At 73.3% G+C, this 22,970-nt stretch carries 19 protein-coding genes; 13 read left to right on the forward strand and 6 right to left on the reverse strand.

Annotated elements, in window-relative coordinates; genetic code table 11:
• Positions 1 to 121: 121 nt before the first annotated feature.
• The 4 genes from RM445_RS10165 to RM445_RS10180 are packed head-to-tail and all read left to right on the forward strand — an operon-like array spanning position 122 to position 4,216.
• A complete protein-coding gene (locus RM445_RS10165) occupies positions 122 to 988 on the forward strand; it encodes a fumarylacetoacetate hydrolase family protein (protein ID WP_311555915.1) in 867 nt (288 codons plus the stop codon).
• A complete protein-coding gene (locus RM445_RS10170; protein ID WP_311555916.1) occupies positions 985 to 1,701 on the forward strand; it encodes a maleylpyruvate isomerase family mycothiol-dependent enzyme in 717 nt (238 codons plus the stop codon). The genes RM445_RS10165 and RM445_RS10170 overlap by 4 nt, the downstream gene beginning before the upstream one ends.
• Complete coding sequence (locus tag RM445_RS10175; RefSeq protein ID WP_311555917.1) at positions 1,692 to 3,122, forward strand: RNB domain-containing ribonuclease; 1,431 nt, start codon at positions 1,692 to 1,694, stop codon at positions 3,120 to 3,122. The genes RM445_RS10170 and RM445_RS10175 overlap by 10 nt, the downstream gene beginning before the upstream one ends.
• Positions 3,119 to 4,216, forward strand: coding sequence for a glutamate-cysteine ligase family protein (locus RM445_RS10180; RefSeq protein ID WP_311555918.1), 1,098 nt, complete (start codon positions 3,119 to 3,121; stop codon positions 4,214 to 4,216). Before RM445_RS10175 ends, RM445_RS10180 begins: the two co-directional genes overlap by 4 nt.
• 225 nt (positions 4,217 to 4,441) lie before the next feature.
• On the opposite strand, the gene panB is transcribed toward RM445_RS10180, so the two are convergent.
• Both panB and RM445_RS10190 read right to left on the reverse strand, forming a co-directional pair.
• Complete coding sequence (panB, locus tag RM445_RS10185; RefSeq protein ID WP_311555919.1) at positions 4,442 to 5,362, reverse strand: 3-methyl-2-oxobutanoate hydroxymethyltransferase; 921 nt, start codon at positions 5,360 to 5,362, stop codon at positions 4,442 to 4,444.
• 119 nt (positions 5,363 to 5,481) lie between these two features.
• Positions 5,482 to 7,536 (reverse strand): NAD(+) synthase, encoded by a 2,055-nt coding sequence (locus RM445_RS10190; protein ID WP_311555920.1) that lies wholly within the window; start codon positions 7,534 to 7,536, stop codon positions 5,482 to 5,484.
• Positions 7,537 to 7,788: 252 nt separating this feature from the next.
• On the opposite strand from RM445_RS10190, the gene RM445_RS10195 reads away from it, so the two are divergent.
• The 4 genes from RM445_RS10195 to RM445_RS10210 are packed head-to-tail and all read left to right on the forward strand — an operon-like array spanning position 7,789 to position 13,022.
• The gene (locus tag RM445_RS10195) at positions 7,789 to 9,384 is read left to right on the forward strand and encodes an alpha/beta hydrolase (protein WP_311555921.1); all 1,596 of its coding nucleotides are present in this window, start codon (positions 7,789 to 7,791) and stop codon (positions 9,382 to 9,384) included.
• Positions 9,385 to 9,441: 57 nt separating this feature from the next.
• Entirely contained in the window at positions 9,442 to 10,785 is a 1,344-nt protein-coding gene (gene glnA / locus RM445_RS10200) for a type I glutamate--ammonia ligase (protein ID WP_311555922.1), read from the forward strand.
• Positions 10,786 to 10,789: 4 nt separating this feature from the next.
• On the forward strand, positions 10,790 to 11,635 hold the full coding sequence (locus RM445_RS10205) for a DNA-3-methyladenine glycosylase family protein (protein WP_311555923.1): 846 nt from the start codon (positions 10,790 to 10,792) through the stop codon (positions 11,633 to 11,635).
• A gap of 25 nt (positions 11,636 to 11,660) precedes the next feature.
• The gene (locus RM445_RS10210) at positions 11,661 to 13,022 is read left to right on the forward strand and encodes a glucose-6-phosphate dehydrogenase (protein ID WP_311555924.1); all 1,362 of its coding nucleotides are present in this window, start codon (positions 11,661 to 11,663) and stop codon (positions 13,020 to 13,022) included.
• A 10-nt stretch (positions 13,023 to 13,032) separates the two neighbouring features.
• Here the strand turns inward: RM445_RS10210 and RM445_RS10215 are convergent, their stop codons facing one another.
• Positions 13,033 to 13,770: a class I SAM-dependent methyltransferase gene (locus RM445_RS10215; protein ID WP_311555925.1), complete on the reverse strand. Its 738-nt coding sequence runs from the start codon at positions 13,768 to 13,770 to the stop codon at positions 13,033 to 13,035.
• Positions 13,771 to 13,859: 89 nt separating this feature from the next.
• Between RM445_RS10215 and RM445_RS10220 the strand changes: the two genes are divergently transcribed.
• The 3 genes from RM445_RS10220 (at position 13,860) to RM445_RS10230 (ending at position 18,783) form a co-directional block, all read left to right on the forward strand.
• Positions 13,860 to 14,774 carry a helix-turn-helix transcriptional regulator gene (locus tag RM445_RS10220; RefSeq protein ID WP_311555926.1) on the forward strand — a complete coding sequence of 305 codons (915 nt, stop codon included), beginning with the start codon at positions 13,860 to 13,862 and terminating at the stop codon, positions 14,772 to 14,774.
• 153 nt (positions 14,775 to 14,927) lie between these two features.
• A complete protein-coding gene (locus tag RM445_RS10225) occupies positions 14,928 to 17,945 on the forward strand; it encodes a bifunctional [glutamine synthetase] adenylyltransferase/[glutamine synthetase]-adenylyl-L-tyrosine phosphorylase (protein WP_311556024.1) in 3,018 nt (1,005 codons plus the stop codon).
• 202 nt (positions 17,946 to 18,147) lie between these two features.
• Positions 18,148 to 18,783, forward strand: coding sequence for a LysE family translocator (locus RM445_RS10230; RefSeq protein WP_311555927.1), 636 nt, complete (start codon positions 18,148 to 18,150; stop codon positions 18,781 to 18,783).
• Positions 18,784 to 18,817: 34 nt separating this feature from the next.
• On the opposite strand, the gene lat is transcribed toward RM445_RS10230, so the two are convergent.
• Together lat and RM445_RS10240 are read right to left on the reverse strand one after the other, a co-directional pair.
• Positions 18,818 to 20,152 carry an L-lysine 6-transaminase gene (gene lat, locus RM445_RS10235; RefSeq protein WP_311555928.1) on the reverse strand — a complete coding sequence of 445 codons (1,335 nt, stop codon included), beginning with the start codon at positions 20,150 to 20,152 and terminating at the stop codon, positions 18,818 to 18,820.
• 57 nt (positions 20,153 to 20,209) lie between these two features.
• Positions 20,210 to 20,683, reverse strand: coding sequence for an Lrp/AsnC family transcriptional regulator (locus RM445_RS10240; protein ID WP_311555929.1), 474 nt, complete (start codon positions 20,681 to 20,683; stop codon positions 20,210 to 20,212).
• A gap of 40 nt (positions 20,684 to 20,723) precedes the next feature.
• Between RM445_RS10240 and RM445_RS10245 the strand changes: the two genes are divergently transcribed.
• Positions 20,724 to 21,452 (forward strand): M50 family metallopeptidase, encoded by a 729-nt coding sequence (locus RM445_RS10245; RefSeq protein WP_311555930.1) that lies wholly within the window; start codon positions 20,724 to 20,726, stop codon positions 21,450 to 21,452.
• Entirely contained in the window at positions 21,449 to 21,874 is a 426-nt protein-coding gene (locus RM445_RS10250; protein ID WP_311555931.1) for a nitroreductase family deazaflavin-dependent oxidoreductase, read from the forward strand. Before RM445_RS10245 ends, RM445_RS10250 begins: the two co-directional genes overlap by 4 nt.
• Positions 21,875 to 22,096: 222 nt before the next feature.
• Here the strand turns inward: RM445_RS10250 and RM445_RS10255 are convergent, their stop codons facing one another.
• Positions 22,097 to 22,957: an MEDS domain-containing protein gene (locus RM445_RS10255; protein ID WP_311555932.1), complete on the reverse strand. Its 861-nt coding sequence runs from the start codon at positions 22,955 to 22,957 to the stop codon at positions 22,097 to 22,099.
• Positions 22,958 to 22,970 lie beyond the last annotated feature (13 nt).

Below are 22,970 nucleotides of genomic sequence, written 5' to 3' on the forward strand. Positions count from 1 at the left end.
CTGATTCTTCCGGCCAGCGGTGCCCGGTGGACGCGACCCGCCCGGACGGAGGCAGACTGCGGGACGTGACCGTGCCACCGCCGCCGACCGTCTGCGCATCCACCCTTGCGGGTGGTGTCCGGTGAGGCTCGCGACGATCCGCACCGCGACCGGCACCCGCGCCGTCCGCATCGACGGGACCCAGGCCGTCGAGACCGGCGACGCGGACCTCCGCGCGCTGCTGGATCGCCCGGACTGGGCTGCGCACGCCGCAGCCGCCGCCGGACCCGTCCACGCCGTCGACGGGCTGGACTACGCCCCGCTGGTCCCGGCGCCCGAGAAGATCATGTGCGTCGGCCAGAACTACGCCGACCACATCGCCGAGATGGGCAACGAGCCCCCGGCCTACCCGACGATCTTCGGCAAGTTCGCGCCGGCACTGATCGGCGCCTACGACGACATCGTCCTGCCCGCGGTGTCGCAGTCGGTCGACTACGAGGCCGAGCTGACGATCGTGATCGGCAAGCCGGTCCGGCACGCCAGCCGCGAGCAGGCCGAGGCCGCGATCGCTGGCTACACGGTGATGAACGACGTCAGCGTCCGCGACTGGCAGATGCGCACCTCCCAGTTCCTGCAGGGCAAGACCTTCGAGCGGACGACACCGCTCGGGCCGCACCTGGTCACCCCGGACGAGCTCGCCGACGGCCCCTGGGAGATCAGCACGGTGATCGACGGGGAGACCTACCAGCGCTCGGACACCGGCCAGCTCGTCTTCGGCGTTCTGGACCTCGTCGTCTACCTGTCCACGATCCTCACGCTCCGGCCCGGCGACGTCATCGCCACCGGCACCCCCGGCGGGGTCGGCCACGCGCGCAACCCGCGCCGCTACCTCGCCGACGGCGAGCAGGTGGTCACCGAGATCGCCGGGATCGGCAGCTGCCGCAACGTCTGCCGGGCGGAGGGAGCTCGGGACCTTCCTGCGGACGCAGCTGCGGGGACACGACCGTGACACCCACCGTCGAGCAGGCGCTGCCCTGGGCGGCCGACGGCGCCGCGCATCTGCGCGGGATGATGACGAGGATGGGCGACGACGCCTTCGCCAAGCCGTCGTCGCTGCCCGACTGGACCCGAGCCCACCTGCTCACCCACGTCGCCCGCAACGCGGACGCGCTGATCAACCTGCTCACCTGGGCACGCACCGGGGTCCCGACCCCGGCTTACGCGAGCATGGAGCAGCGCAACGCGGACATCGAGGCCGGCGCCAAGCGCCCTCCCGCCGAGATCCGCGCCGACCTCCTCGCGTCGTCGGACCGGCTCGCGGCCGCCGTGCGGAAGATGCCGGAGGAGGCGTGGTCGGCGCGCGTCGAGTTCCGCGGGCGCCGGATCCTGGCCGCCGACCTGCTGTGGCTGCGGGCGCGCGAGGTGTGGATCCACGCCATCGATCTCGACGCCGGCGCCTCGTTCGCCGACCTGCCCCGCCCGATGCTGCGCGAGCTGCTCACCGACGCCGCGGGCACGTTGGGGGCGCGCCCGGACTTCCCTCGGCTGATCCTCGCGCCCTCCGACGAGTCGCGGACGTGGACCGTGGGGGAGGGGCCCGACCCGCTCGAGGTCCGCGGGCCCGCGGCGGAGCTCGCGGCCTGGCTGCTCGGCCGCTCGAAGGGCCGCGATCTGCGTACCGCCGAGGGGAAGCGGCCGCCGGCGCTACCGTCATGGCTGTGATCCCGGACTTCACGGCGGTGCGTGCCGAGTTCGGCCTGCCCGACGGATTCCCGCCCGCCGTGCTCGCCGAGGCGGCTGCCGCAGCTGCCGTCCGCCCCGTCGCGGGCCCTGATCGTCTCGACGCCACGGACGTCGAGCTGGTGACGATCGACCCGCCCGGGTCCAAGGACCTCGACCAGGCGCTCGGGGTGGTCCGCTCCGGCGCCGGCTTCCGTGTGTACTACGCCATCGCCGACCTCGGCGCCGTCGTCATGCCGGGCGCGGCGCTGGACACCGAGGTGCGCCGTCGCGGGCAGACGGTGTACCTGCCCGACGGCGCCGTTCCGCTGCATCCGCCCGTGCTGTCCGAAGACGCCGCCAGCCTGTTGCCGGACGGCCCGCGCGCGGCCGTGCTGTGGCGGATCGATCTCGACGGCGAGGGCGAGCCGGTGTCCGTCGACGTGCGCCGGGCGGTGGTCCGGTCGCGGGCCCGGCTCGACTACGCCAGCGTGCAGGCCGCCGTCGAAGCCGGGGAGATCCACCCGGCGATCGCGGCCCTCCCCGAGGTCGGGGCGCTGCGCCGCGCGCTTGCGGTCCGCCGCGGGGCGATCGAGCTGGAGCTGCCGGAGCAGGAGGTCGTGCGCGCAGCCGACACGGGTGGAACGACAGACGGCGGGTGGACCGTCCAGGTCCGGCGCCGCACTCCCGTCGAGGACTGGAACGCCGAGATCTCGCTCCTCACGGGCATCTCCGCGGCGCGGATCATGCTCGACGCGGGGATCGGCGTGCTGCGCACCCTGCCCGCCGCGGAGCCCGACTCCGTGACGGCGTTGCGCGCGGTGGCACGGGGCCTGGGCATCGACTGGCCCACGGGCGCGACGGCCGCCGAGCTGCTGTCCGGGCTGCCCCGCGACACGCCCGCCGCCCTGGCCCTGCGCCGGGCCGCGACGTCGTTGCTCCGGGGCGCCGGCTACACCGCCTTCGACACCGCCGCCGGCGCCCCGCCGCCCGCCGATGCGGGACATGCGGGGATCGGCGGGCCGTACGCGCACGTCACCGCGCCGTTGCGGAGGCTGGTCGACCGGTTCGGAACGGAGCTGTGCCTGGCCCTCACGGCCGGGACGGCGGTGCCCGACTGGCTGCGCGCCGCCCTGCCCGGCCTGCCCGAGACGATGGCCGCATCCGACGCCGTGGCCAATGCGGTCACCCGGGCGTGCGTCGATCGGACCGAGGCCGCTCTCCTGGTGGACCGCGTCGGGTCGGACTTCGACGCCGTGGTGCTCCGTGCGGCGACCGACAACGGTGCCGGCGAGGTCTACGTGCTCGACCCGCCCGTGATCGCCCGCTGCGCCGGCGTGCGGCGGCCGGGGGAGACGGCCCGGGTGCGGCTGGAGGAGGCCGACCCGGTCACGGGGCGCATCGCCTTCAACGCAGGCCGGTGACGCGGTTCCGGTACGGGATCGAGCACGAGTGCGCGTTGCTGCGTCCCGACGGGTCGTTCGCCGACTTCACCAACACCACTTTCGACGAGCTGCAGGACATCGTCGACGCGCTGCCCGAGGACCCGGCCGACCTGGCGGACCTGCGCGTCGGCGACGCCGGCATCAAGCGCAAGCGCTGGTACGTCGAGGGCTACGAGCGTTTCGACGAGCACGGCGCCCTGCTGTGGTGCGTCCCGAAGGGTCTGGAGATCCGGACGCGGATCCACCCCTCGGTGGAGGCGGCCGTGGCCGCCCTCCGTGCCGACCAGCAGCGGCTCGACATGGCCGCAGCCGCGCGGGGCCTCGGTGTCACGGCGATCGGGTTCAACCCGGTGCACTCGGAGTACGTCGTCGAGCCGGCGTTCAACGCCTGGGAGCGGAGGCACCGGCGGGTCACGCCCGAGGAACGCACGGCGCACCTGCACATGGTCACCTACGGGCCCGACCTCAACCTGTCGTGGGCGGGGTCGACGCCGGACGAGCTGGTCGACGCCGCGCGCAAGCTCACGGCGCTGAGCCCGTACCTGGTGCCGCTGTCGTTCTCCTCGCCGTTCCGCGACGGCGGCCCGTGGGGTGGGCTGTCGGCCCGCACCGCTCTGCGCACCGGAGCCCGCCCCGCCGCCCTGGCGTTCCTGGCCGACGGGGTGCCGCAGGTGCCTGCCGAGCCGTCGCTGACTCAGCGCGCGCGGCTGCCGCCGGAGGTGGGCCGCCTGGAGTTCAAGGCGTTCGACTCCTGCCTGGATGCCGCGCTCTACGGTGAGCTGCTCAGCCTGCTGACGGGGCTCGTGCTGGACACGACCCTGTCGCAGCGCCGGACGACCCCGGACACGGCGCTGCACCGGCATGCGGCCCGGGTCGGCTACGGCGACCCCGCGCTGAGAGCGGGCGCGGAGCAGGCCCTCGACGCCGCGGCCACGGCCCTCGCTGGCCGCCCGGCCGACTCCGCGCGCATCGACTCCCTGCGCGCCCGCTTCGACCGCAACGAGTCCCCGGCCCGCGCGATGCTCGCCCGCTACGACGCCGGCGACACCGTCGCCGGCCTCCGCCGCCCCTGACCGCGCCGCCCGTATCCCGCGAGTCGGCACGTTCGTCAGCGCGAGTCGGCACGTTCGTCAGCGCGAGTCGGCACGTTCGTCAGCGCGAGTCGGCACGTTCGTCAGCGCGAATGTCAGGTTGCGGGCACTGGTGGAACGCCACATTCGGACTGCTGAACGTACCGACTCGCGCGGAACCCGGGCGCGACACGATGCCGCGCCCGGGTCCGGCGAGATACGGCGGGCTCAGCTGTAGGAGTGCTCGGTGTCCGGGTACTCCCCGCCGCGCACCTCGGCCGCGTACTGGCGGGCCGCGTCGAAGAGGATCGAGCCCACGTCCGCGTACGGCTTGACGAACCGCGGCTTGCGGCCCCGATTCATGCCGGCCATGTCGGACCAGACGAGCACCTGCGCGTCGCAGTCGGGACCGGCGCCGATGCCGACCGTCGGGATGACGAGCTCGGCCGTCAAGCGCTTGGCGACGTCCGCGGGCACCATCTCCAGCACGACCGCGAACGCCCCCGCCGCCTGCAGCGCCAGCGCGTCTTCGATCAGCCGCTCACCGGCGTCGCCGCGGCCCTGGATCCGGAACCCGCCGAGCGCGTGCTCGCTCTGCGGCGTGAACCCGAGGTGCGCCATCACCGGGATCCCCGATCCGGCCAGGGCGTCGACCTGCGGCACGAACCGGGCCCCGCCCTCCACCTTGACGGCGTGCGCCCCGCCCTCCTTCATGAACCGGATGGCGGTGGTCAGCGCCTGCTCGGGGCCGATCTGGTAGCTGCCGAAGGGCAGGTCCGCGACGACGAGCGCGTTCTTCGTCCCGCGCACCACGGCCTTGACCAGCGGCATCATCTCGTCGACCGTCACGGGCAGGGTGTTGGCGTACCCGTAGACGTTGTTGGCTGCCGAGTCGCCGACGAGCAGCACCGGGATCCCGGCATCGTCGAAGATCTCGGCGGTGTAGACGTCGTACGCGGTGAGCATCGGCCAGCGCTCGCCGCGCTCCTTGAGCTCGCGCAGATGGTGGATCCGGGTGCGCCGTGTCTTCGTGGTCGGGGGCCTGCCGGTCGTCACGGGGGCAGGAGCCCCGGAACGGTACGGCGGCGCAACCTCGTCGGCAGGTGCTCGATCAGCGGTCGCGGGCGCGTGGAAGCTTCCGTCAGACATCGTTGTCCGTCCTCCCTCGAGGCCCTCGTCGGGTCCCCGGGTCGTCAGGTGGTGACAGCAAAAGCGTGACACCCGAGGCCCCCGGATCGCGGCCTCCTGGGACGGACGTCACGACGCGATTACGCGTCGGGCACCTGGGTACGGATCTCCTCCAGCCAGATCCGGGCAGGCAGATCCGACGGGGCCCGCCAGTCGCCGCGCGGCGAGAGCGAGCCGCCGTGGCTGACCTTGGGCCCGTTCGGCAGTGCCGAGCGCTTGAACTGGCTGAACTCGTAGAACCGCTGCGCGAAGACCGCGAGCCAGTGCTTGATCTCCGCGAGCGTGTACGAAGGCCGCTCGTCGACCGGGAAACCCGGCGGCCAGCCGCCGACCTCCGGGTCGTGCCAGGCGTGCCACGCGAGGAACGCGATCTTGCTCGGCCGGAAGCCGTAGCGCAGCACGTGGAACAGCGTGAAGTCCTGCAGCGAGTAGGGGCCGACCTTCGCCTCGCTGCTCTGCACCTCCTCGTCCTCGCCGGACGGCACCAGCTCGGGCGTGATCTCGGTGTCGAGGACGTCGAGGAGGACCTCGTTGACCTCGTTGTCGAACTGCTTGGTGCCGGCCACCCAGCGGATCAGGTGCTGGATCAGGGTCTTGGGCACCCCGCCGTTGACGTTGTAGTGCGACATCTGGTCGCCCACGCCGTAGGTGCACCAGCCCAGCGCCAGCTCGGAGAGGTCGCCGGTGCCCAGGACGATGCCGCCGCGCTGGTTCGCCGCGCGGAACAGGTAATCGGTGCGCAGCCCGGCCTGCACGTTCTCGAACGTGACGTCGTAGACCGGCTCACCCGACGAGAACGGGTGGCCGAGGTTCTTCAGCATCAGCCGCGCGGTCTCGGTGATGTCGAGTTCCTCGTAGGTGATCCCGAGGGCCTGCATCAACCGCAGCGCGTTGCCCTTGGTCCGCGTCCCCGTGGCGAACCCGGGCAGCGTCAGCCCGATGATGTCGCTGCGGGGGCGGTCCTCCCGGTCCATCGCCCGCGCGGCGACGATCAGCGCGTGCGTCGAGTCGAGGCCGCCGGAGACGCCGATGACCAGCTTGGGCTGCCCGATCGCCCGCATCCGCTGCTCCAGGCCCGAGACCTGGATGCTGTAGCCCTCGTAGCAGTCCTGCTCCAGTCGCGCCGGGTCGGACGGCACGAACGGGAACCGTTCGAGGCTGCGGCGCAGTCCGAGGTCGCCGCCCGGCGGGTCGAGACGGAACTCGACGGTCCGGAACCGGTCGGTGCGCTCGGTGAAGGCGCGCCGGTTGTCGTCGAACGTGCCCATCCGCAGCCGCTCGGCGCGCAGCATGTCGAGGTCGACGTCCGCGACGCTGTGCCGCGGGCCCTTCGGGAACCGCTCGGTGTCGGCGAGCAGCTTGCCGTTCTCCCAGATCATCGTCTGGCCGTCCCACGCCAGGTCGGTTGACGACTCGCCCTCGCCCGCGGCGGAGTAGACGTACGCCGCCAGGCACCGCGCCGACGCCGACCGCGCCAGCAGGCAGCGCGACTCCGCCCGCCCGATGGTGATCGGGCTGCCCGAGAGGTTCGCGAGCACCGTCGCCCCGGCCAGCGCCGCCGTGGCGCTCGGCGGCACCGGCACCCACATGTCCTCGCAGATCTCCACGTGCAGGACGAACGACGGCACGTCCTCGGCGGTGAAGAGCAGGTCCGGCCCGAACGGTACCTCCGCTCCGGCCAGGCGGATCGTGCCCCGCAGGTCGTCGCCCGGCCCGATCTGGCGGCGCTCGTAGAACTCGCGGTAGTTCGGCAGGTACGACTTGGGTGCGACGCCGAGCAGCCGGCCGCGGTGCACGACGGCGGCGACGTTGTGGATCCGGTTGCGGCCGCGGACCGGCAGGCCGACGACGAGCACCGGCAGCAGGTCCGCGGAGCCGGCGACGACCTCGGCGAGTGCCGCCTCGGACGCGTCGAGCAGGGTGTCCTGCAGGAGGATGTCCTCGATCGAGTAACCGGTGAGCGTCAGCTCCGGGTAGACGACCAGCCCGACGCCCTCGTCGGCACATTCCCGTGCCGTGGCGAGCACGGACGCCGCGTTCGCGGCGGGGTCGCCGATGACGGTGCGCAGGGTGGCGGCGGCGACGCGCACGAAGCCGTGCCGGTAGGGCGAACGGAAGTCCGGGCTGTCGGGCATGGTCGAGACCGCGGTCCCTTCTGGTCGGTGGGCGGAGCGGACCGGAGTCTGCCCGAGGGCGGCCCCGCGGTCCTGCGGAAGCGGCGATCGGGGGAGTACCCACCGCCTTGGTCCGGAAGCGCGAAGGTCACGTTTCGGCACACGTCGCGCGGCCCCGGATGATGCATTTGCGCAGCACAACGTGCCGACTCGCGGGTACGGGTGCCGCAGCGCGCCCGACGGCGGGCGCCGGTGCGCTGGCATGCTGGCGCTGTGCGCCGCAGTCGTCCGACCGCTCTTGTGCTCCTCGCCGCGGCGCTGACGGTCCTGACCGCCTGCAGTTCGCCCGCCCCCGCGGTGCCGGTGGCGGCGGACGCGAGCGCGGCGCCCGCCCCGGCGAGCGTCGACGCGGTTCCCGCCGGGCTGACGCGCTTCTACACGCAGAAGCTCACCTGGGGGCCCTGCGCCTCGTTCGCCGGCCCCGACGACAAGGCCGCCTTCGCCGAGAAGCGCTACGACTGCACCCGGCTCGAGGTTCCGCTCGACTACGCCGACCCGGCGAGGCCCACCGCCCAGCTCGGCGTGCTGCGGCTCAAGGCCACCGGCGACAAGATCGGGTCGCTCGTGGTCAACCCGGGAGGCCCGGGCGCGTCGGGCATGAGTGCCGTGCCGTCGCTGTTCGGCAGCGGCGAGGGTGCCGAGGGGCCGTTGACGAAGCGGTTCGACGTCGTCGGCCTCGACCCCCGGGGTGTCGGCGCCAGCACGCCCACGATCGACTGCCTGACCGACGCCGAGTGGGAGGTCGAGCGCGGCGACCTCGACGTCGACCCCTCCCCGGCCGGCGTCGCGCAGACCGAGGAGGAGAACCGCCAGTACGCGCAGCGCTGCACGGACCGGGTCGGCGCCGCCGTCCTCGCCAACGTCGGCACCCGTGACGCCGCCCGTGACCTCGACGTCCTGCGCGCCGCCGTGGGCGACCAGAAGCTCACCTACCTCGGCTACTCCTACGGCACCCGGCTCGGGTCGACCTACGCCGAGGACTTCCCGCAGAACGTCCGCGCGCTGGTGCTCGACGGCGCGCTGGACCCGAGCCAGACCACCGTCGAGCGGTCCGTCGCCCAGGCCGCGGGGTTCCAGCAGGCGTTCGACGCCTTCGCCGCCGAGTGCGCCAAGCAGGGCGACTGCCCGCTCGGTGCGGACCCGGCCAAGGCGACCGCCGCCTTCCAGGCGATCACCCGCCCGCTCGTCGACCGGCCGCTGGCCGTCGGTCCGCGCAAGCTCACCTACCCGGACGCGATCACCGGCGTCACGCAGGCGCTGTACGTGTCGTCGGCGTGGCCTGCGCTGGCCCAGGGCATCTCCGCGCTGGCCAAGGGGGACGGCACCATCCTGATGCTGCTCGCCGACCTCTACCTGGACCGGCGCGCCGACGGCAGCTACGGCAACGCGATCGAGGCGTTCGACGTGATCAGCTGCGTCGACGAGCAGCGGATCACCGATCCCGCCGCGATCGCGGACGGCGCGGCCCGGGAGCTGGCCGCAGCGCCGTACCGCGACGCCGGGCGCGGGGTCGTCGCCGCTCGCGACAAGTGCGCGTTCTGGCCGGTCCCGCCGACCAGCACCCCGCACACGCCGAACGTCGCGGGGCTGCCGCCGACGGTGGTCGTCTCGACGACGGGCGACCCGGCCACGCCCTACGCGGCGGGCGTCGACCTCGCCAAGGCGCTGGGCGGCACCCTGCTGCGGGTCGAGGGCGAGCAGCACGGCGCAGTGCTGTCCGGGAGCGCGTGCGTCGACGACGCGGTGTCGGCCTACCTGGTCGACCTGACCGTCCCGGCGAGCGGGACCGCCTGCCGACTCGCGCCCTGACCTGGTCCGATCCTCGACGAAACAAGTTCGTAACACGGCCTTCCTAGGCTCGCGGCCATGGATCGCCAGCAGGAGTTCGTGCTGCGCACGCTCGAGGAACGCGACATCCGCTTCGTGCGGCTGTGGTTCACCGACGTGCTCGGCTACCTCAAGTCCGTGGCGGTGGCGCCCGCGGAGCTCGAAGGGGCCTTCGCCGAAGGCATCGGCTTCGACGGGTCGGCGATCGAGGGCTTCGCCCGCGTCTACGAGTCGGACATGGTCGCCCGGCCCGACCCGTCGACGTTCCAGGTGCTGCCCTGGTCGACCGAGACCGGCGACCACTACTCCGCCCGCATGTTCTGCGACATCGCCATGCCCGACGGGTCGCCGTCGTGGGCCGACCCCCGCCACGTGCTGCGGCGCGCGCTGAGCAAGGCCGGCGAGGCCGGCTTCACCTGCTACGTCCACCCCGAGATCGAGTTCTACCTGCTGCGCCATCTCAAGGGCGACGGCCTGCCGCCCGAGCCGGCAGACCGCGGCGGCTACTTCGACCAGTCCAGCCACGACGTCGCCCCGCACTTCCGGCGCAACGCCATCGAGACGCTGGAGTCGATGGGCATCTCCGTCGAGTTCAGCCACCACGAGGGCGGCCCCGGCCAGCAGGAGATCGACCTGCGCTACGCCGACGCGCTGACCATGGCCGACAACATCATGACCTTCCGGTACGTGGTCAAGGAGGTCGCGATCACGCAGGGCGTGAGTGCGTCGTTCATGCCCAAGCCGTTCACCGAGCACCCGGGCTCGGCGATGCACACCCACTTCTCCCTGTTCGAGGGTGACCGCAACGCCTTCCACGACCCCGACGACCCCTACGAGCTGTCGGAGACCGGGAAGGCCTTCGTGGCCGGCGTGCTGCGGCACGCCAGGGAGATCGCCGCGGTCACCAACCAGTGGGCGAACTCCTACAAGCGGCTGATCGTGGGCGGCGAGGCGCCGACGAACATCTGCTGGGGGCACGCCAACCGCTCTGCCCTGGTCCGGGTGCCGATGTACTCGCCGGGCAAGTCCTCGACGCGCCGGGTGGAGATCCGGAGCCTGGACAGCGCCTGCAACCCGTACCTGGCGTACGCCGTGATCCTCGGTGCCGGGCTGCAGGGCGTCCAGAAGGGCTACGAGCTCGCCCCTCCGACCGAGGACGACGTCTGGTCGCTGACCGAGACCGAACGCCGCGCGATGGGCTACGAGTCGCTGCCGCAGAACCTGCACGAGGCGCTGGTGGCGATGGAGCACTCCGAGCTGGTGGCGGAGATCCTCGGCGAGCACGTGTTCGACTTCTTCCTGCGCAACAAGCGCGCGGAGTGGGACGCGTACCGCCGCCACGTCACGCCCTACGAGCTGGCGACGTACCTGCCGGTCCTCTAGAGACGTGGGCCGTCACGAGACCACGGTCGCGGTTCGCGGGCCGTGGTCGCTCGCCACGAGCAGGGTGTTCTGGGAGGGCTTCACCCCGTCCGCGCTGGCCGCGGCGGACGGGGACGCCCTGCGGACGGTGTTCCGCGTCGAGCGCGACTGGAGCCGCGCCGCGGTCGAGGTCGTCCAGCAGGGGGACGAGGCGCGGTTCGTCGTCACCGGCGACGGCGACCTCGACGCGGCGGCGACGCAGACCTGCCGGTTCCTCTCGCTCGACGTCGACGCCCGCGGCTGGCCCGACGTCGGCCGCCGCGATCCCGTGATCGCCGACGCCCAGGAGCGGCTTCCCGGGCTGCGTCCCTGCGGGTTCCACTCGCCGTACGAGGCGGCCGCCTGGGCGGTGCTGTCCCAGCGCCTGCGCATCGTCCAGGCCGCCCACCTGCGCGACACCCTCGTCCGCCGCCACGGCGACGACGGCGCGTTCCCGGCCCCGGACGCGCTGCGGACCCTCGACCTCGACCTGCCCGGGCGCAAGGCCGAGTACCTGCGCGCCGTCGCCGAGGCCGCGCTCGACGGACGGCTCGACGGCGCAGCACTCCGGGCCGTCGAGCCCGAGGAGGCCGTCGCGACCGTCCAGGAGGTCAAGGGTCTCGGGCCGTTCGCCGCGGAGCTGGCGGTCCTCCGTGGCGCCAACGCCCCGAATGGCCTGCCGACCCACGAACGCCGGCTCGACGACGAGGTCACCGAGCGCTACGGGCGCCCGGTCGCCGAGGTCTCCGAGGGCTGGCGGCCGTTCCGCACCTGGGCCGCGGTGCACCTGCGCGCCCTGCGCGAGCAGCGCACGCACGAGATCGGCGGCTGATCTGCGCTCCGCGTAGGGTCGGGGCATGCCGCCGACGATCTTCGTGCTGTTCGGTGCGACCGGTGACCTCGCCCGGCGGATGGTGCTGCCGGCCTTCGCCGCCCTCGCCGTGAACGACCTGATGCCCGAGCAGTGGGTGCTCATCGGCAACGGCCGCAAGGACGAGGACGACGCCTGGTTCGCCGACCACGTCCGTGACGTCCTGGACGACGACAAGGCCTACGCGGCGGTCGACGGCCATCTGATGTTCGCCGGCAACGGCTTCTCCGTCGACGACCCCGGCGACCTGCCTGCCACCGTCGCGCGGGCGCGCGAGCAGGTGGGCGAAGACGCGCTGCTCGTGCACTACATCGCCCTGCCGCCCACGACGTTCGAGCCCTACGTGCAGGCGCTCGACGCCCACGGCCTCGCGAAGGGCGGGCGGGTGGTGTTCGAGAAGCCCTACGGCACGAGCCCGTCGGCCTTCGACCACCTCGAGCAGGTGGTCCACGGCGTCCTCGACGAGGAGCAGGTCTACCGCCTCGACCACTTCCTCGGGAAGGAGGCGACGCAGAACCTGCACGTCCTGCGGTTCACGAACGCGATCATCGGCGACGTCTGGTGCAACCGCGGCGTCCGGCAGGTGCAGATCGACGTGCCCGAGACCCTCGACATCGACGACCGTGCCGGGTTCTACGACGCGACCGGCGCCACGCTGGACATGGTCGTCACGCACCTGTTCCAGGTGGCCGCCGAGATCGCCATGGAGCCGCCGCCGTCGCTGGGGGCCGGCGACCTGCTCGAGGCCCGCGAGTCGGTGATCGCCTGCTTCCGCCCGCTGGACCCCGACGAGGTCGTCCTCGGCCAGTACGACGGCTACCGCGACGTCGAGGGCATCGCCGACGACTCCGACACCGACACGTTCATCGCGGCGCGGATGTGGGTCGACACGGATCGTTGGCGCGGCGTGCCGTTCCTGCTGCGCACCGGCAAGCGTCTCGCCGTCTCCGAGCAGCGGGTGACGCTCGTGCTCGAGCCGCCGGCCGCCGGCCCGGTCGACGACGTGCCGCCGACTGCGATCAGCCTGTCGTTGAAAGGCTCGGGGGAGCTCGACATCTCGGTGGTGACGAAGAAGCCGGGCCCGGACCTCGCGTTCACCACCAGGGCGGCCCCGCTGCCGCTGGCCGACGGCGACGGTCCGGACCTCCCGGCGTACGCCACCCTGCTCCGCGACGTCCTCGTCGGCGACCGCTCGCTGTTCACCTCCAGCGACGGGCTCCGGGCGACGTGGCGCGTGCTCGCTCCGCTGCTGGAGAATCGGCCGGATGTGCAGGGCTACCCGCAGGGTTCCTGGGGGCCGGAGGCGGCGACGTCACTCGCCGGCCCCGGTGGGTGGCACCTGCAGTAGCGGCACGCCGTCAGCGGGTCGCCCGGTAGTAGCTGTATCCGCCCATCGGCATGGCGCCGTGGGCGACCACAGCCGCCTCGGTCAGGCCGGCCTCCCGGAGCGCGGCGAGTGCAGTGTCGGGGTCGGCGTGCGCGTGCGGGCCCGGTCGGTCGCCGTGTCCGTGTCCCTTTCCGTGTCCCTTTCCGTGTCCCTTTCCGTGGCCCTGCCCGTGCTGGTGCCCGTGCGGCTCGTCGCGGTGGACGTGCGCGACGCGCAGCAGCCGGCCCGCCCGCGACGGCGCGCTGCCGTCGAGGTCGAGCAGGTGCAGGCGGCCGCCCGGCGCGAGCACGCGGTGCACCTCCCGCAGCGCCTCGCGCTGCTGGTCCTTCGGCAGGTGGTGGAGCATGAACGACGACAGCACGCGGTCCACGCTGGCGTCGGGGTAGGGGAGCCGGTCGGCGTAGCCGTGGTCGAGCCGGAGCGTCACCCCCGCCCGCCGCGCCTTCCGACCGGCGGCGGCCAGCACAGCCGGGTCCGGGTCCAGACCGATGAGCGTCGCGCCGGGCACGGCGTGGGCCGCGAGCAGCAGCACGTTGCCGGTGCCGCAGCCGATCTCCAGGACGGTGGCGCCGGGCTCGATGCCGGCCTGGGCGACCAGGCGCCAGTGCGCATCGCGCACGCCCAACAGCCGGGTGAGCGGGTCGTAGAGCGGTGTCAACGCCTGACGCCCCATCGCGGGCAGGTACTCGCGCTCCTCGACGTCGGCCACGGAGCCTCCTCCTTGTGATACGAAGTTCGGGTGATGATTCGAGCATGCCTGCGGCAGCGAGGTGCGACAAGGAACGAACCGTGCCCGTGATGGGACGATCTGCCGATGTCCCGCTCATCGGCTACCCGCGGACCGCAGGGCTGCCCGCGATCTCCGTGCACCGTTGGAAGCACCCGCACGACCCCCTGCCCGTGCCCGTGTCCGGCAGCCATGCCCACGACTTCCTGGTGCTCCTTTACCTCGAGGAGGGCGACCACGTCCTCCGGGTGGACGGCCGGGACCGGCTGCTGACCACCGGCGACGCGTTCGTCGTGGCGCCCGGGGTCGTCGTCACGCCGGCCCGGTCGTCCGGCAGTGAGACGGTCCGGATGTGGGTCGTGTTCTTCCCGGCCGACGCCGTCGACCCCGCCGCCCCGGCCTCCCTGGTCTCCTGGCGCACCCATCCGCTGCTGTCGCCGTTCGTCGGCAGCCCACGCAGCGGCGGGCAGTGCCTGCACGTCCCTCCGGCTGACCGCGCGGCCTGGCTCGCCCACCTCACCGACCTCGACGCGGAACTGCGCAACCGGCGCGACGGCTACGCCGACGCCGCCCGTGCCCATCTCGCGCTGCTGCTCGTGCGGCTCGGCCGCCTGCAGTCGGGCGGCCCGGCCGCGCCGGAGGTCGAGCCGCTGCTCGCCGCGGTGCTCGATCTGATCGACGACCGTTTCCACGAGCCGATCTCGCTGCGCGACATCGCCGGCGCTGTGGGGCTCACGCCGGGGCACCTCACCACGGCGATCGGCAGGCGCACCGGCCGCACGGTGCAGCAGTGGATCACCGAGCGGCGGATGCGGGAGGCCCGGCGGCTGCTCGCCGACACCGGCCTCACGGTCACCGAGATCGCACCCCGGGTGGGCTACCGCGAGGCGGGCTACTTCGTCCGCCGCTTCCGCACCGCGCACGGCGTGACGCCGGGCGCGTGGCGCCGGGCCGGTCGGCCGACGGGCGCCACACCGGCGTGCTGACCGTGCTCGACTTCGTGTGCCGGGGGCGAACTCCGCTTCGTGCCCGGGTGACCGTCGCGGCGCCCGCTCTCCGGCTGGCAGGATCGGGCTGTGGTGGCGGGGGAGCGCAACGTGGCGTCGGGAGCCGGGAGCCCGGGAGCGCCGCCGGGGCGGGTGTCGTCGGGCCGCCGCGCCAACGCGCTCGCCCGGCTCGGGCTGACCGGCCCGCGTGCCGAGGAGATCCTCACGACGTTGGGCTGGTGGGCCGACGACAAGCCCGCACCCGGTGCCGAGAACGTCATGTGGGCGCTGGCGCGCAGCCCCGACCCGAACCTCGCCCTGCGCGCGGTGGACCGCCTCGCCGGGGCGGACGCGCGCACGTGGAAGAACTGCGATGCCGCATTGCGCCGCGACGTCGTACTCCGCGGGCGCCTGTTCGCCCTGCTCGGCGGTTCCACCGCCCTCGGCGACCACCTCGTCACCCACCCGGACCGCTGGCGCAGGCTCACCGCCGCCGCCCCGGACCCGTGCACCGACGTCGCCACCCGCACCGCCACGCTCCTCGCGGCGGTCGGCGCGGATCCCGCCGCCCCGCTCGCGGGCGCCGAAGGAGGTGCCGCCGCGGCCGTGACCGACAGCGAGGCGGTCCACGCCCTGCGGACCGCGTACCGCGACGACATGCTCGCGCTGGCCGCCGCCGATCTCGCCGCCGTCAGCGAGCCGTCGTTGCCGATCCTTCCGCTCGAGGACGTCGCGGCACAGCTCGCGGACCTCGCCACCGCAGCCCTGCGCGCGGCGCTCGCGGTGGCGCTGGCCGAGGCCGACGGCGCGGCGGACCCGGGCCGGCTCGCCGTGATCGCCATGGGCAAGACCGGCGGCGCGGAGCTGAACTATGTCAGCGACGTCGACGTCGTCTTCGTCGCCGAACCCGCCGACGCCGGCACCACCCGGCTGGCGAGCCGGATGATGCGCATCGCGGGGGAGGCGTGCTTCCCCGTCGACGCGAACCTGCGGCCCGAGGGCCGGCAGGGCGCGCTGGTCCGCACCCTTGACGGGCACGTCGCCTACTACAAGCGGTGGGCCAAGACGTGGGAGTTCCAGGCACTGCTGAAGGCCCGGCCGGTGGCCGGCGACCCCGAGTTGGGCAAGGCCTACGCCGAGGCGGTCGCGCCGATGGTGTGGACCGCCGCGGGCCGCCCCGACTTCGTCGCGGACGTCCAAGCGATGCGCCGCCGCGTCGAGGAGCACGTTCGTCCCGATCACGCCGACCGCGAGCTCAAGCTCGGCCGGGGCGGACTGCGCGACGTCGAGTTCGCCGTGCAGCTGCTCCAGCTCGTGCACGGCCGCGCCGATCCCGCTCTGCGGTCGCCGACGACCCTCGACGCGCTGGCCGCGCTCGCGAGCGGCGGCTACGTCGGGCGTGACGACGGTGCCAACCTCGCCGCGTCGTACCGCTTCCTGCGCCTGCTCGAGCACCGGCTGCAGCTGCACCGGATGCGTCGGACCCACCTGCTGCCCGCCGAGGACGACACGGACGCCCTGCGCTGGCTGGCCCGCTCGGCCAAGCTCCGGGCCGACGGGCGCCACGACGCGGTAGGTGTGCTGCTGGAGGAGTGGCGCCGCAACTCCCGGCGGGTGCGCCGGCTGCACGAGAAGCTGTTCTACCGGCCGCTGCTCGACGCGGCGTCGCGCGTGTCCGCCGCGGGCCTCTCCGCGGAGGCCGCTACCGTCCGGCTCGGGGCGCTGGGCTGGGTGTCGCCGGAGGGCGCGCTGCACCACCTCCGCGCGCTCACCGGCGGGGTGTCGCGCGCGGCGTCGATCCAGAAGGCGCTGCTGCCGGTGCTGCTCGACGAGCTCGCCCGCACCCCGGATCCGGACCGCGGGTTGCTGGCCTACCGCCGCGTCTCCGAGGCCCTCGCCACCACTCCCTGGTACCTGCGCCTGTTGCGCGACGAGGGGCTGGTAGCGGAGCGGCTCATGCGGTTGCTGGGGACGTCCGCGCTGGTCCCGGATTTGCTCGTGCGCGCTCCCGAGGTGCTGCGGCTGCTCGCCGCGCCGGTCACGGGTCAGCGCGACGAACTGATCCGGGACCCGGCCAATGCGGCGGCGACGCTGCGCACGGCCGTCGGCCGCCAGCCCGACCCGCATGCCGCCGCGACGACCGCCCGCTCGGCCCGGCGGCACGAGATGCTGCGGATCGCGTGCGCGGATCTCCTCGGCAAGATGGACGTCGAGCAGGTCTGCAGCGGGCTGTCGGCGGTGTGGGCCGCGGTGCTGCAGGGTGTGCTCGCGTCCGCGTTGCGGGCGCTCGGCGGTGCGACGCCCCCGGCCCGGCTCACCGTGATCGCCATGGGCAGGCTGGGTGGCAGCGAGCTGGGGTACGGCAGCGACGCCGACGTCCTGTTCGTCTGCGAGCCTCTCGACGGTGCCTCGGACCACGAGGCCGCCAAGTTCGCGACGACCGTGGTCGAGACCGTCCGCCGCCAGCTCGGCAGCGCGAGCCCGGATCCCGCGCTGGTGATCGACGCGGATCTGCGGCCGGAGGGGCGGTCCGGCCCCCTGGTCCGCACGCTGACGTCGTACCGGGAGTACTACGCACGCTGGTCCGAGGCCTGGGAGACCCAGGCGCTGCTGCGGGCCCGCCCCGTCGCGGGCGACATGGACCTCGGCCGCCGCTTCATCGAGCTCGTCGACCCGATCCGGTACCCGGACGACGGCCTGAGCCCCACCTCCGTCACCGAGATCCGGCGGATCAAGGCGCGGGTCGACGCCGAGCGGCTGCCCCGCGGTGCCGATCGGGCCACGCACACCAAGCTTGGCCACGGCGGGCTCGCGGACGTCGAGTGGACCGTGCAGCTGCTGCAGTTGCAGCACGCGGGCGACATCCCGGAGATGCGCACCACCGCGACGCTGGAGGGCCTGCGCGAGGCGGCCGAGGCGGACCTGATCACCCACGACGACGCCGAGGAGCTGGCCGCGGGCTGGATGATGGCCACCCGCGCGCGCAACGCGATCATGCTGGTGCGCGGCAAGCCCGGCGACCAGCTGCCGCGCTCGGGCCGCGAGCTGGCCGCGGTGGCGACGGCGATGGGCTACCCGCCCGACGGCGACCCGGGGGTGTTCCTCGACGACTATCGCCGTGCCACCCGCCGCGCCCGCGCGGTGGTGGAGCGGGTGTTCTACGGGTGGTGAGCCGGTGTGCGTTCTTGCCGCACGATCAGCCGGGTTGATCGTGCGGCACGGATTTCGCCCTGGTGAGCCCGTTTTGGGCCCGGACGATCAGCCGGGTTGATCGTGCGGCACGCATTTCGCCCTGGTGGGCCCGATTTGGGCCCGGACGATCAGCGAACCGAATCCGGGTGAGTCGGCCGGTGCGTCGGGCTACCGTGGCGCGGTGCCTTCCCTCGAGCACCTCCTCGCCTTCGGGCTCGCCGGCGTCCTGCTCGTCGCGGTCCCCGGCCCGAGCGTGCTGTTCATCGTCGGCCGCGCCCTCGCGCACGGCCGCCGCGCGGCGCTCACCAGCGTCGCCGGCAACACGACCGGCGTCGTGCTGATCGTCCTCGCCGTCGCGCTGGGGATCGGGGCCGTCGCCGCGGCCTCGGCCGCCTTCTTCGCCGTGCTCAAGTTCCTCGGGGCGGCCTACCTCGTCTACCTCGGCGTACAGACCTGGCGGCACCGCGGAGACCTCGCCGTCGCGCTCGGTGGGGCCGGTGCCCCACCCGGCCGCCGCGTCTTCTGGCAGGGCGTGCTCGTCGGTGCGACGAACCCGAAGGTGCTCGTGCTGTTCGTGGCCCTGCTGCCGCAGTTCACCGACCCCGGCGCGGGGAGTCCGGCCACGCAGATGCTCGTGCTCGGGCTGCTGTTCACCGTGATCGCCGCGACGCTCGACAGCGTCTGGGGCCTCGCTGCGGGCTCGGCACGCGACTGGTTCGCGACCTCGCCCGCGCGCCTGCGCCGGGTGGGCGGTGCCGGCGGGCTGATGATGATCGGGCTCGGGACGACCCTGGCCCTCACCGGCCGCCGCGACTGAGGCGCGAGCAGCCGCACGGTCAAGCCGAGTGCGCTCACCGCTCCAGGTCGGTGAGCACCCGGTCCAGGGCTGCGACACCCGCGGCCAACTCCTGCCCGGTGACCGTCAGCGCCGGCCGGAACCGCAGGCTGCGCGTGCCGCAACCCAGCACGAGCACGCGTTCGTCCACCCGCAGCCGCTCGACGACGTGGTCGCGCAGCTCCCGGGTCTCCAGGCTCACCGCGCACATCAGCCCGCGCCCGCGCGGGTCGGTCACGCCGGGATGGTGCTCGGCGAGGTTGCGCAGCAGGGCGAGCAGCCGACGCCCGAGGGCCGCCGCGCGCGGGACGAGCCCGTCGGCCTCCACGACCTCCAGGATGCGCCGCGCCCGCACCATATCGGTGAGCCCGCCGCCCCAGGTCGAGTTGATCCGCGAGCTGACGGCGAAGACGTTGTCGGGCACCTCGTCCACCCGGCCGCCCGCCATCACCCCGCAGACCTGCGTCTTCTTGCCGAAGGCGACGACGTCCGGGGTCAGCCCGAGCTGCTGGTAGGCCCAGACGGTGCCGGTCAGCCCGCAGCCGGTCTGCACCTCGTCGACGACGAACAGCGCGTCGTGCGCGTGGCACAGCCGCTGCAGCGCCTGCAGGAACGCGGGCCGGAAGTGGTGGTCGCCGCCCTCGCCCTGGATCGGCTCGACGATCACGCAGGCGACGTCGTGCGGGTGGGCGGCGAGGGCCTCCTGCGCCTGCGCGAGGGCGGCCCGTTCCCGGTCGCGCTGCTGCGCCGCCGAGGTGCCCGCGCGGACGTAGGGGTTGTCGATCCGCGGCCAGTCGAATTTCGGATAGCGGGCGATCTTGACCGGCTCGGTGTTGGTCAGCGACATCGTGTAGCCGGTCCGACCGTGGAACGCCTCGCGCAGGTGGAGCACCCGGGTGCCGAGCGCGGGATCGAAACCGTGCGCCTCGTTCCACCGCGACTTCCAGTCGAAGGCGACCTTCAGGGCGTTCTCGACGGCGGGTGCGCCGCCCTCGACGAAGAACAGGTGCGGCAGTGCGGGGTCGCCGAGCACGCGGGCGAACGTGTCGACGAACCGGGCCATCGCGACCGTGTAGACGTCGGAGTTGCTCGGCTTGCTGAGCGCGGCCGCCAGCAGCTCGGCGCGGAAGACCGGGTCACCTGAGAGCGCAGGATGGTTCATGCCCAGCGCGGACGAGGCGAAGAACGTGAACAGGTCGAGGTACTCACGACCGTCGCGGGCGTCGACCAGCCACGAGCCGTGCGACCGGTCGAGGTCCAATACGAGATCGAACCCGTCGACGAGCAGGTGCCGGGCCAGGCGGGCGTGGACGTCCGCCGCGGCGGCGGCGCGCTCGACAGTGACGGTCATCGGCGGATCGTACAACAATAATCCGGCAGATTTGAGCATTCGCCGGAGAAAATCCGGTCAGGGCGACTTGAGTGATCCGCCCGCCGGAGGCCGCCGCTCGAAGAACGTCTGCAGCACGATGGTCGTCCGGGTGGCGACGTTCGCCCGCGCGCGGATCTCCTGCAGCACGCCCTCCAGTGCGCGCGGCGAGGCGGCCCGGACGAGCAGCAGGTAGTGCTCCGCCCCGGCGACCGAGTAGCAGGCCTCGATCGCGTCGAGCCCGCTCAGGCGCTGGGGTGCGTCGTCGGGCTGGGCCGGGTCGAGGGGGGTGATCGCGACGAAGGCCGCCAGCGGCAGCCCCAGCGCCTCGTGATCGACCGCCGCCGCATATCCCGTGATGACCCCCCGTGACTCGAGCCGCCGCACCCGCGCCTGCACCGCCGACACCGACAGGCCCGCCTCCGCCGCGAGTGTCGCGAGCGTCGCCCGACCGTCGCCGGCCAGCAGGCGGACCAGCAGCCGGTCGGTGTCGTCGTCGAGCTCGTGGGTCACGCGTGGAGGGTAGCCATGCCCGCATGGGCAGACTGGACCCGTGACCGGACTCGACGACGTGCTGGACGCCGTGTTGAACTCTGCGCTCGCCACCGGCCGCGACCGCCCCGAGGTACTCGCCGCCGCGGTTCTCGCGCTCCTCGTGGTGGGGTGGACCGCGTCGTGGCGGGTGGCCCGCGGCGTGGTGACGATCGCGCACGAAGGTGGGCACGCGCTCGTCGCGGTACTCGCCGGGCGCGGCCTGACGGGCATCCGGTTGCACGCCGACACGTCGGGCGTGACGACGTCGCGGGGACGCGCCGGCGGCTTCGGGCTGGTGCTGACCTTCCTCGCCGGCTACCCGGCGCCCGCCGTCCTGGGGATGGTCGGTGCCCTGCTCGTCGCCACGGATCGGGCGGCGGCGTCGCTGTGGCTGGTCGTCGTCCTGCTGGTCGCGACGCTCCTGCAGGTGCGCAACGCGTACGGGGTGGTGTCGGTGCTCGTCACCGGTGGCGTCGTCGGGGCCGTGGCCTGGTGGGGCGACGCCACGCTGCAGGGAGCCTTCGCGGCGGCCATGGCGTGGTTCCTGCTGTTCGGCGCGCTGCGATCGGTGCGCGAGCTGCAACGTGGCCGTCGGCGCGGGGTTCCGCGCTTCGGCGACGAGTCGGACGCCGACGCGCTCGCGCGGCTCACCGGCGTGCCCGGCGGAATGTGGGCGGCCCTGTTCTGGTTCGCTGCGGTGGTGGCCGTGATCACGGGCGCATGGGTGTTGGTGAGAGGAATCGCGTGACTGAACTGGACGGCGTGAACGACTGGAACAAGCAGATCATCGCGGAGTTCCGGGCGAACGGGGGCAAGGTCGGCGGTCCGTTCGAGGGCGCCACGATGCTTCTCCTGCACCACGTCGGGGCGCGGTCGGGTACCGAACGCGTGACGCCGCTGGTCTACTTCCCCGACGGCGACCGGATGGTGATCGTCGCGTCCGCCGCGGGGGCGCCGAAGAACCCCGACTGGTACCACAACATCAAGGCCCGTTCGCGCGTCGAGGTCGAGGTGGGCACCGACAAGGTCGCGGTCGAGGCGCAGGAGCTGGTCGACAGCGCTCGCGACGAGAAGTGGGTCGAGATCATGGCGGCGGCCCCGGGCTTCGCGGAGTACCAGGAGAAGACCAGTCGGGTGATCCCCGTGATCGCACTGCAGCGGGTGGCATAGGCGGGCGGGTCCGGTCGGGGGCGCGTGTCCACCCGACCGGACCCATCGATCTCGGCCCCGTCCACTCCCAGAACGGCCGAGCACGCTGAACCACATCCGGGACCAGGACTGGCCGGGATGTGATGCGGAACACCTGCTAAGAGCTAAGCAACTCGGAGTTGTCGTTGTCAACGCTCAGCGCCTGATCGACAGTCACATTCGTGGCCGGGAGTGGTGCTTCGATCACGAAGCGTGCACAGCGAGGGGTGACGCGGCGTGGTGCTCCACCCGCACCCGGTTCAGGCCGAGCGCCGCGACGAGCCGGGCCGGCCACCGCCGCGAGGTGCGCAGCACCACGGACCGTCCGTACCGGTCGGCCATCCGCTCGAGCACGAGCAGGTTCCGGTGGTCGGCGAAGTCGAGGCCCGTCGCGTCGACCACGACCTCCTCCGCCCCCTCGGCCAGGCCGACGCGGTCCACGGTGGCGGCGAACAGATCGACGGTGGTGAGGTCGAGTTCGCCGGACAGCGCGACGTCCGCACCGGGGGTGGCGTGCATCCGGAACGGCGCATGCGCCGCGCTCCCCCCGGGATGCAGGCAGGCAAGCTGCGCCACGGCCTCGTCGCCCAGCTCCGACCGTCGGTAGCCGCACATCGCGGAGAACGGGGCACGCGCCGTGAACCGGTCGACCTGGTGTTCGTAACGCGCGAAGGCGTCGAGTTGCGCGGCTGTGCGGACGAGCATCGTGACGTCGGCGGCCACCCGGAGGCCCGTAAAACCGTCGGCCAACGCCGTGCGGGTGTCGCGCGTGTAGACCTCGACCTGCGTCTGCGCGTCGACGCACGCGGTCGGGCCTGCATAACTCCGGCCGGTCGACACGACCTCGACGGCGCCGGTGCGCTGTGCGGCCGGCAGGCGCTCCAGCGGCGCGATCTCGGCGTGCAGCACGTCCGGATCCCCGTCGGCGAGGTAACGGACACGGTTCCCGCGGGCGAGACCGTCGGTCAGGAACGCGATCGCTGCGGTGCGGAACTCCGGGAATCCGTCGAAGACCTGACACAGGTGGACGTGCGACCGGACGTGGCCCCCGCCTGTGTCGCCCACGAAGGGATCGTAC

The sequence above is a fragment of the Pseudonocardia charpentierae genome, from assembly GCF_031845345.1.
Taxonomy (GTDB): Bacteria; Actinomycetota; Actinomycetes; order Mycobacteriales; family Pseudonocardiaceae; genus Pseudonocardia; species Pseudonocardia charpentierae.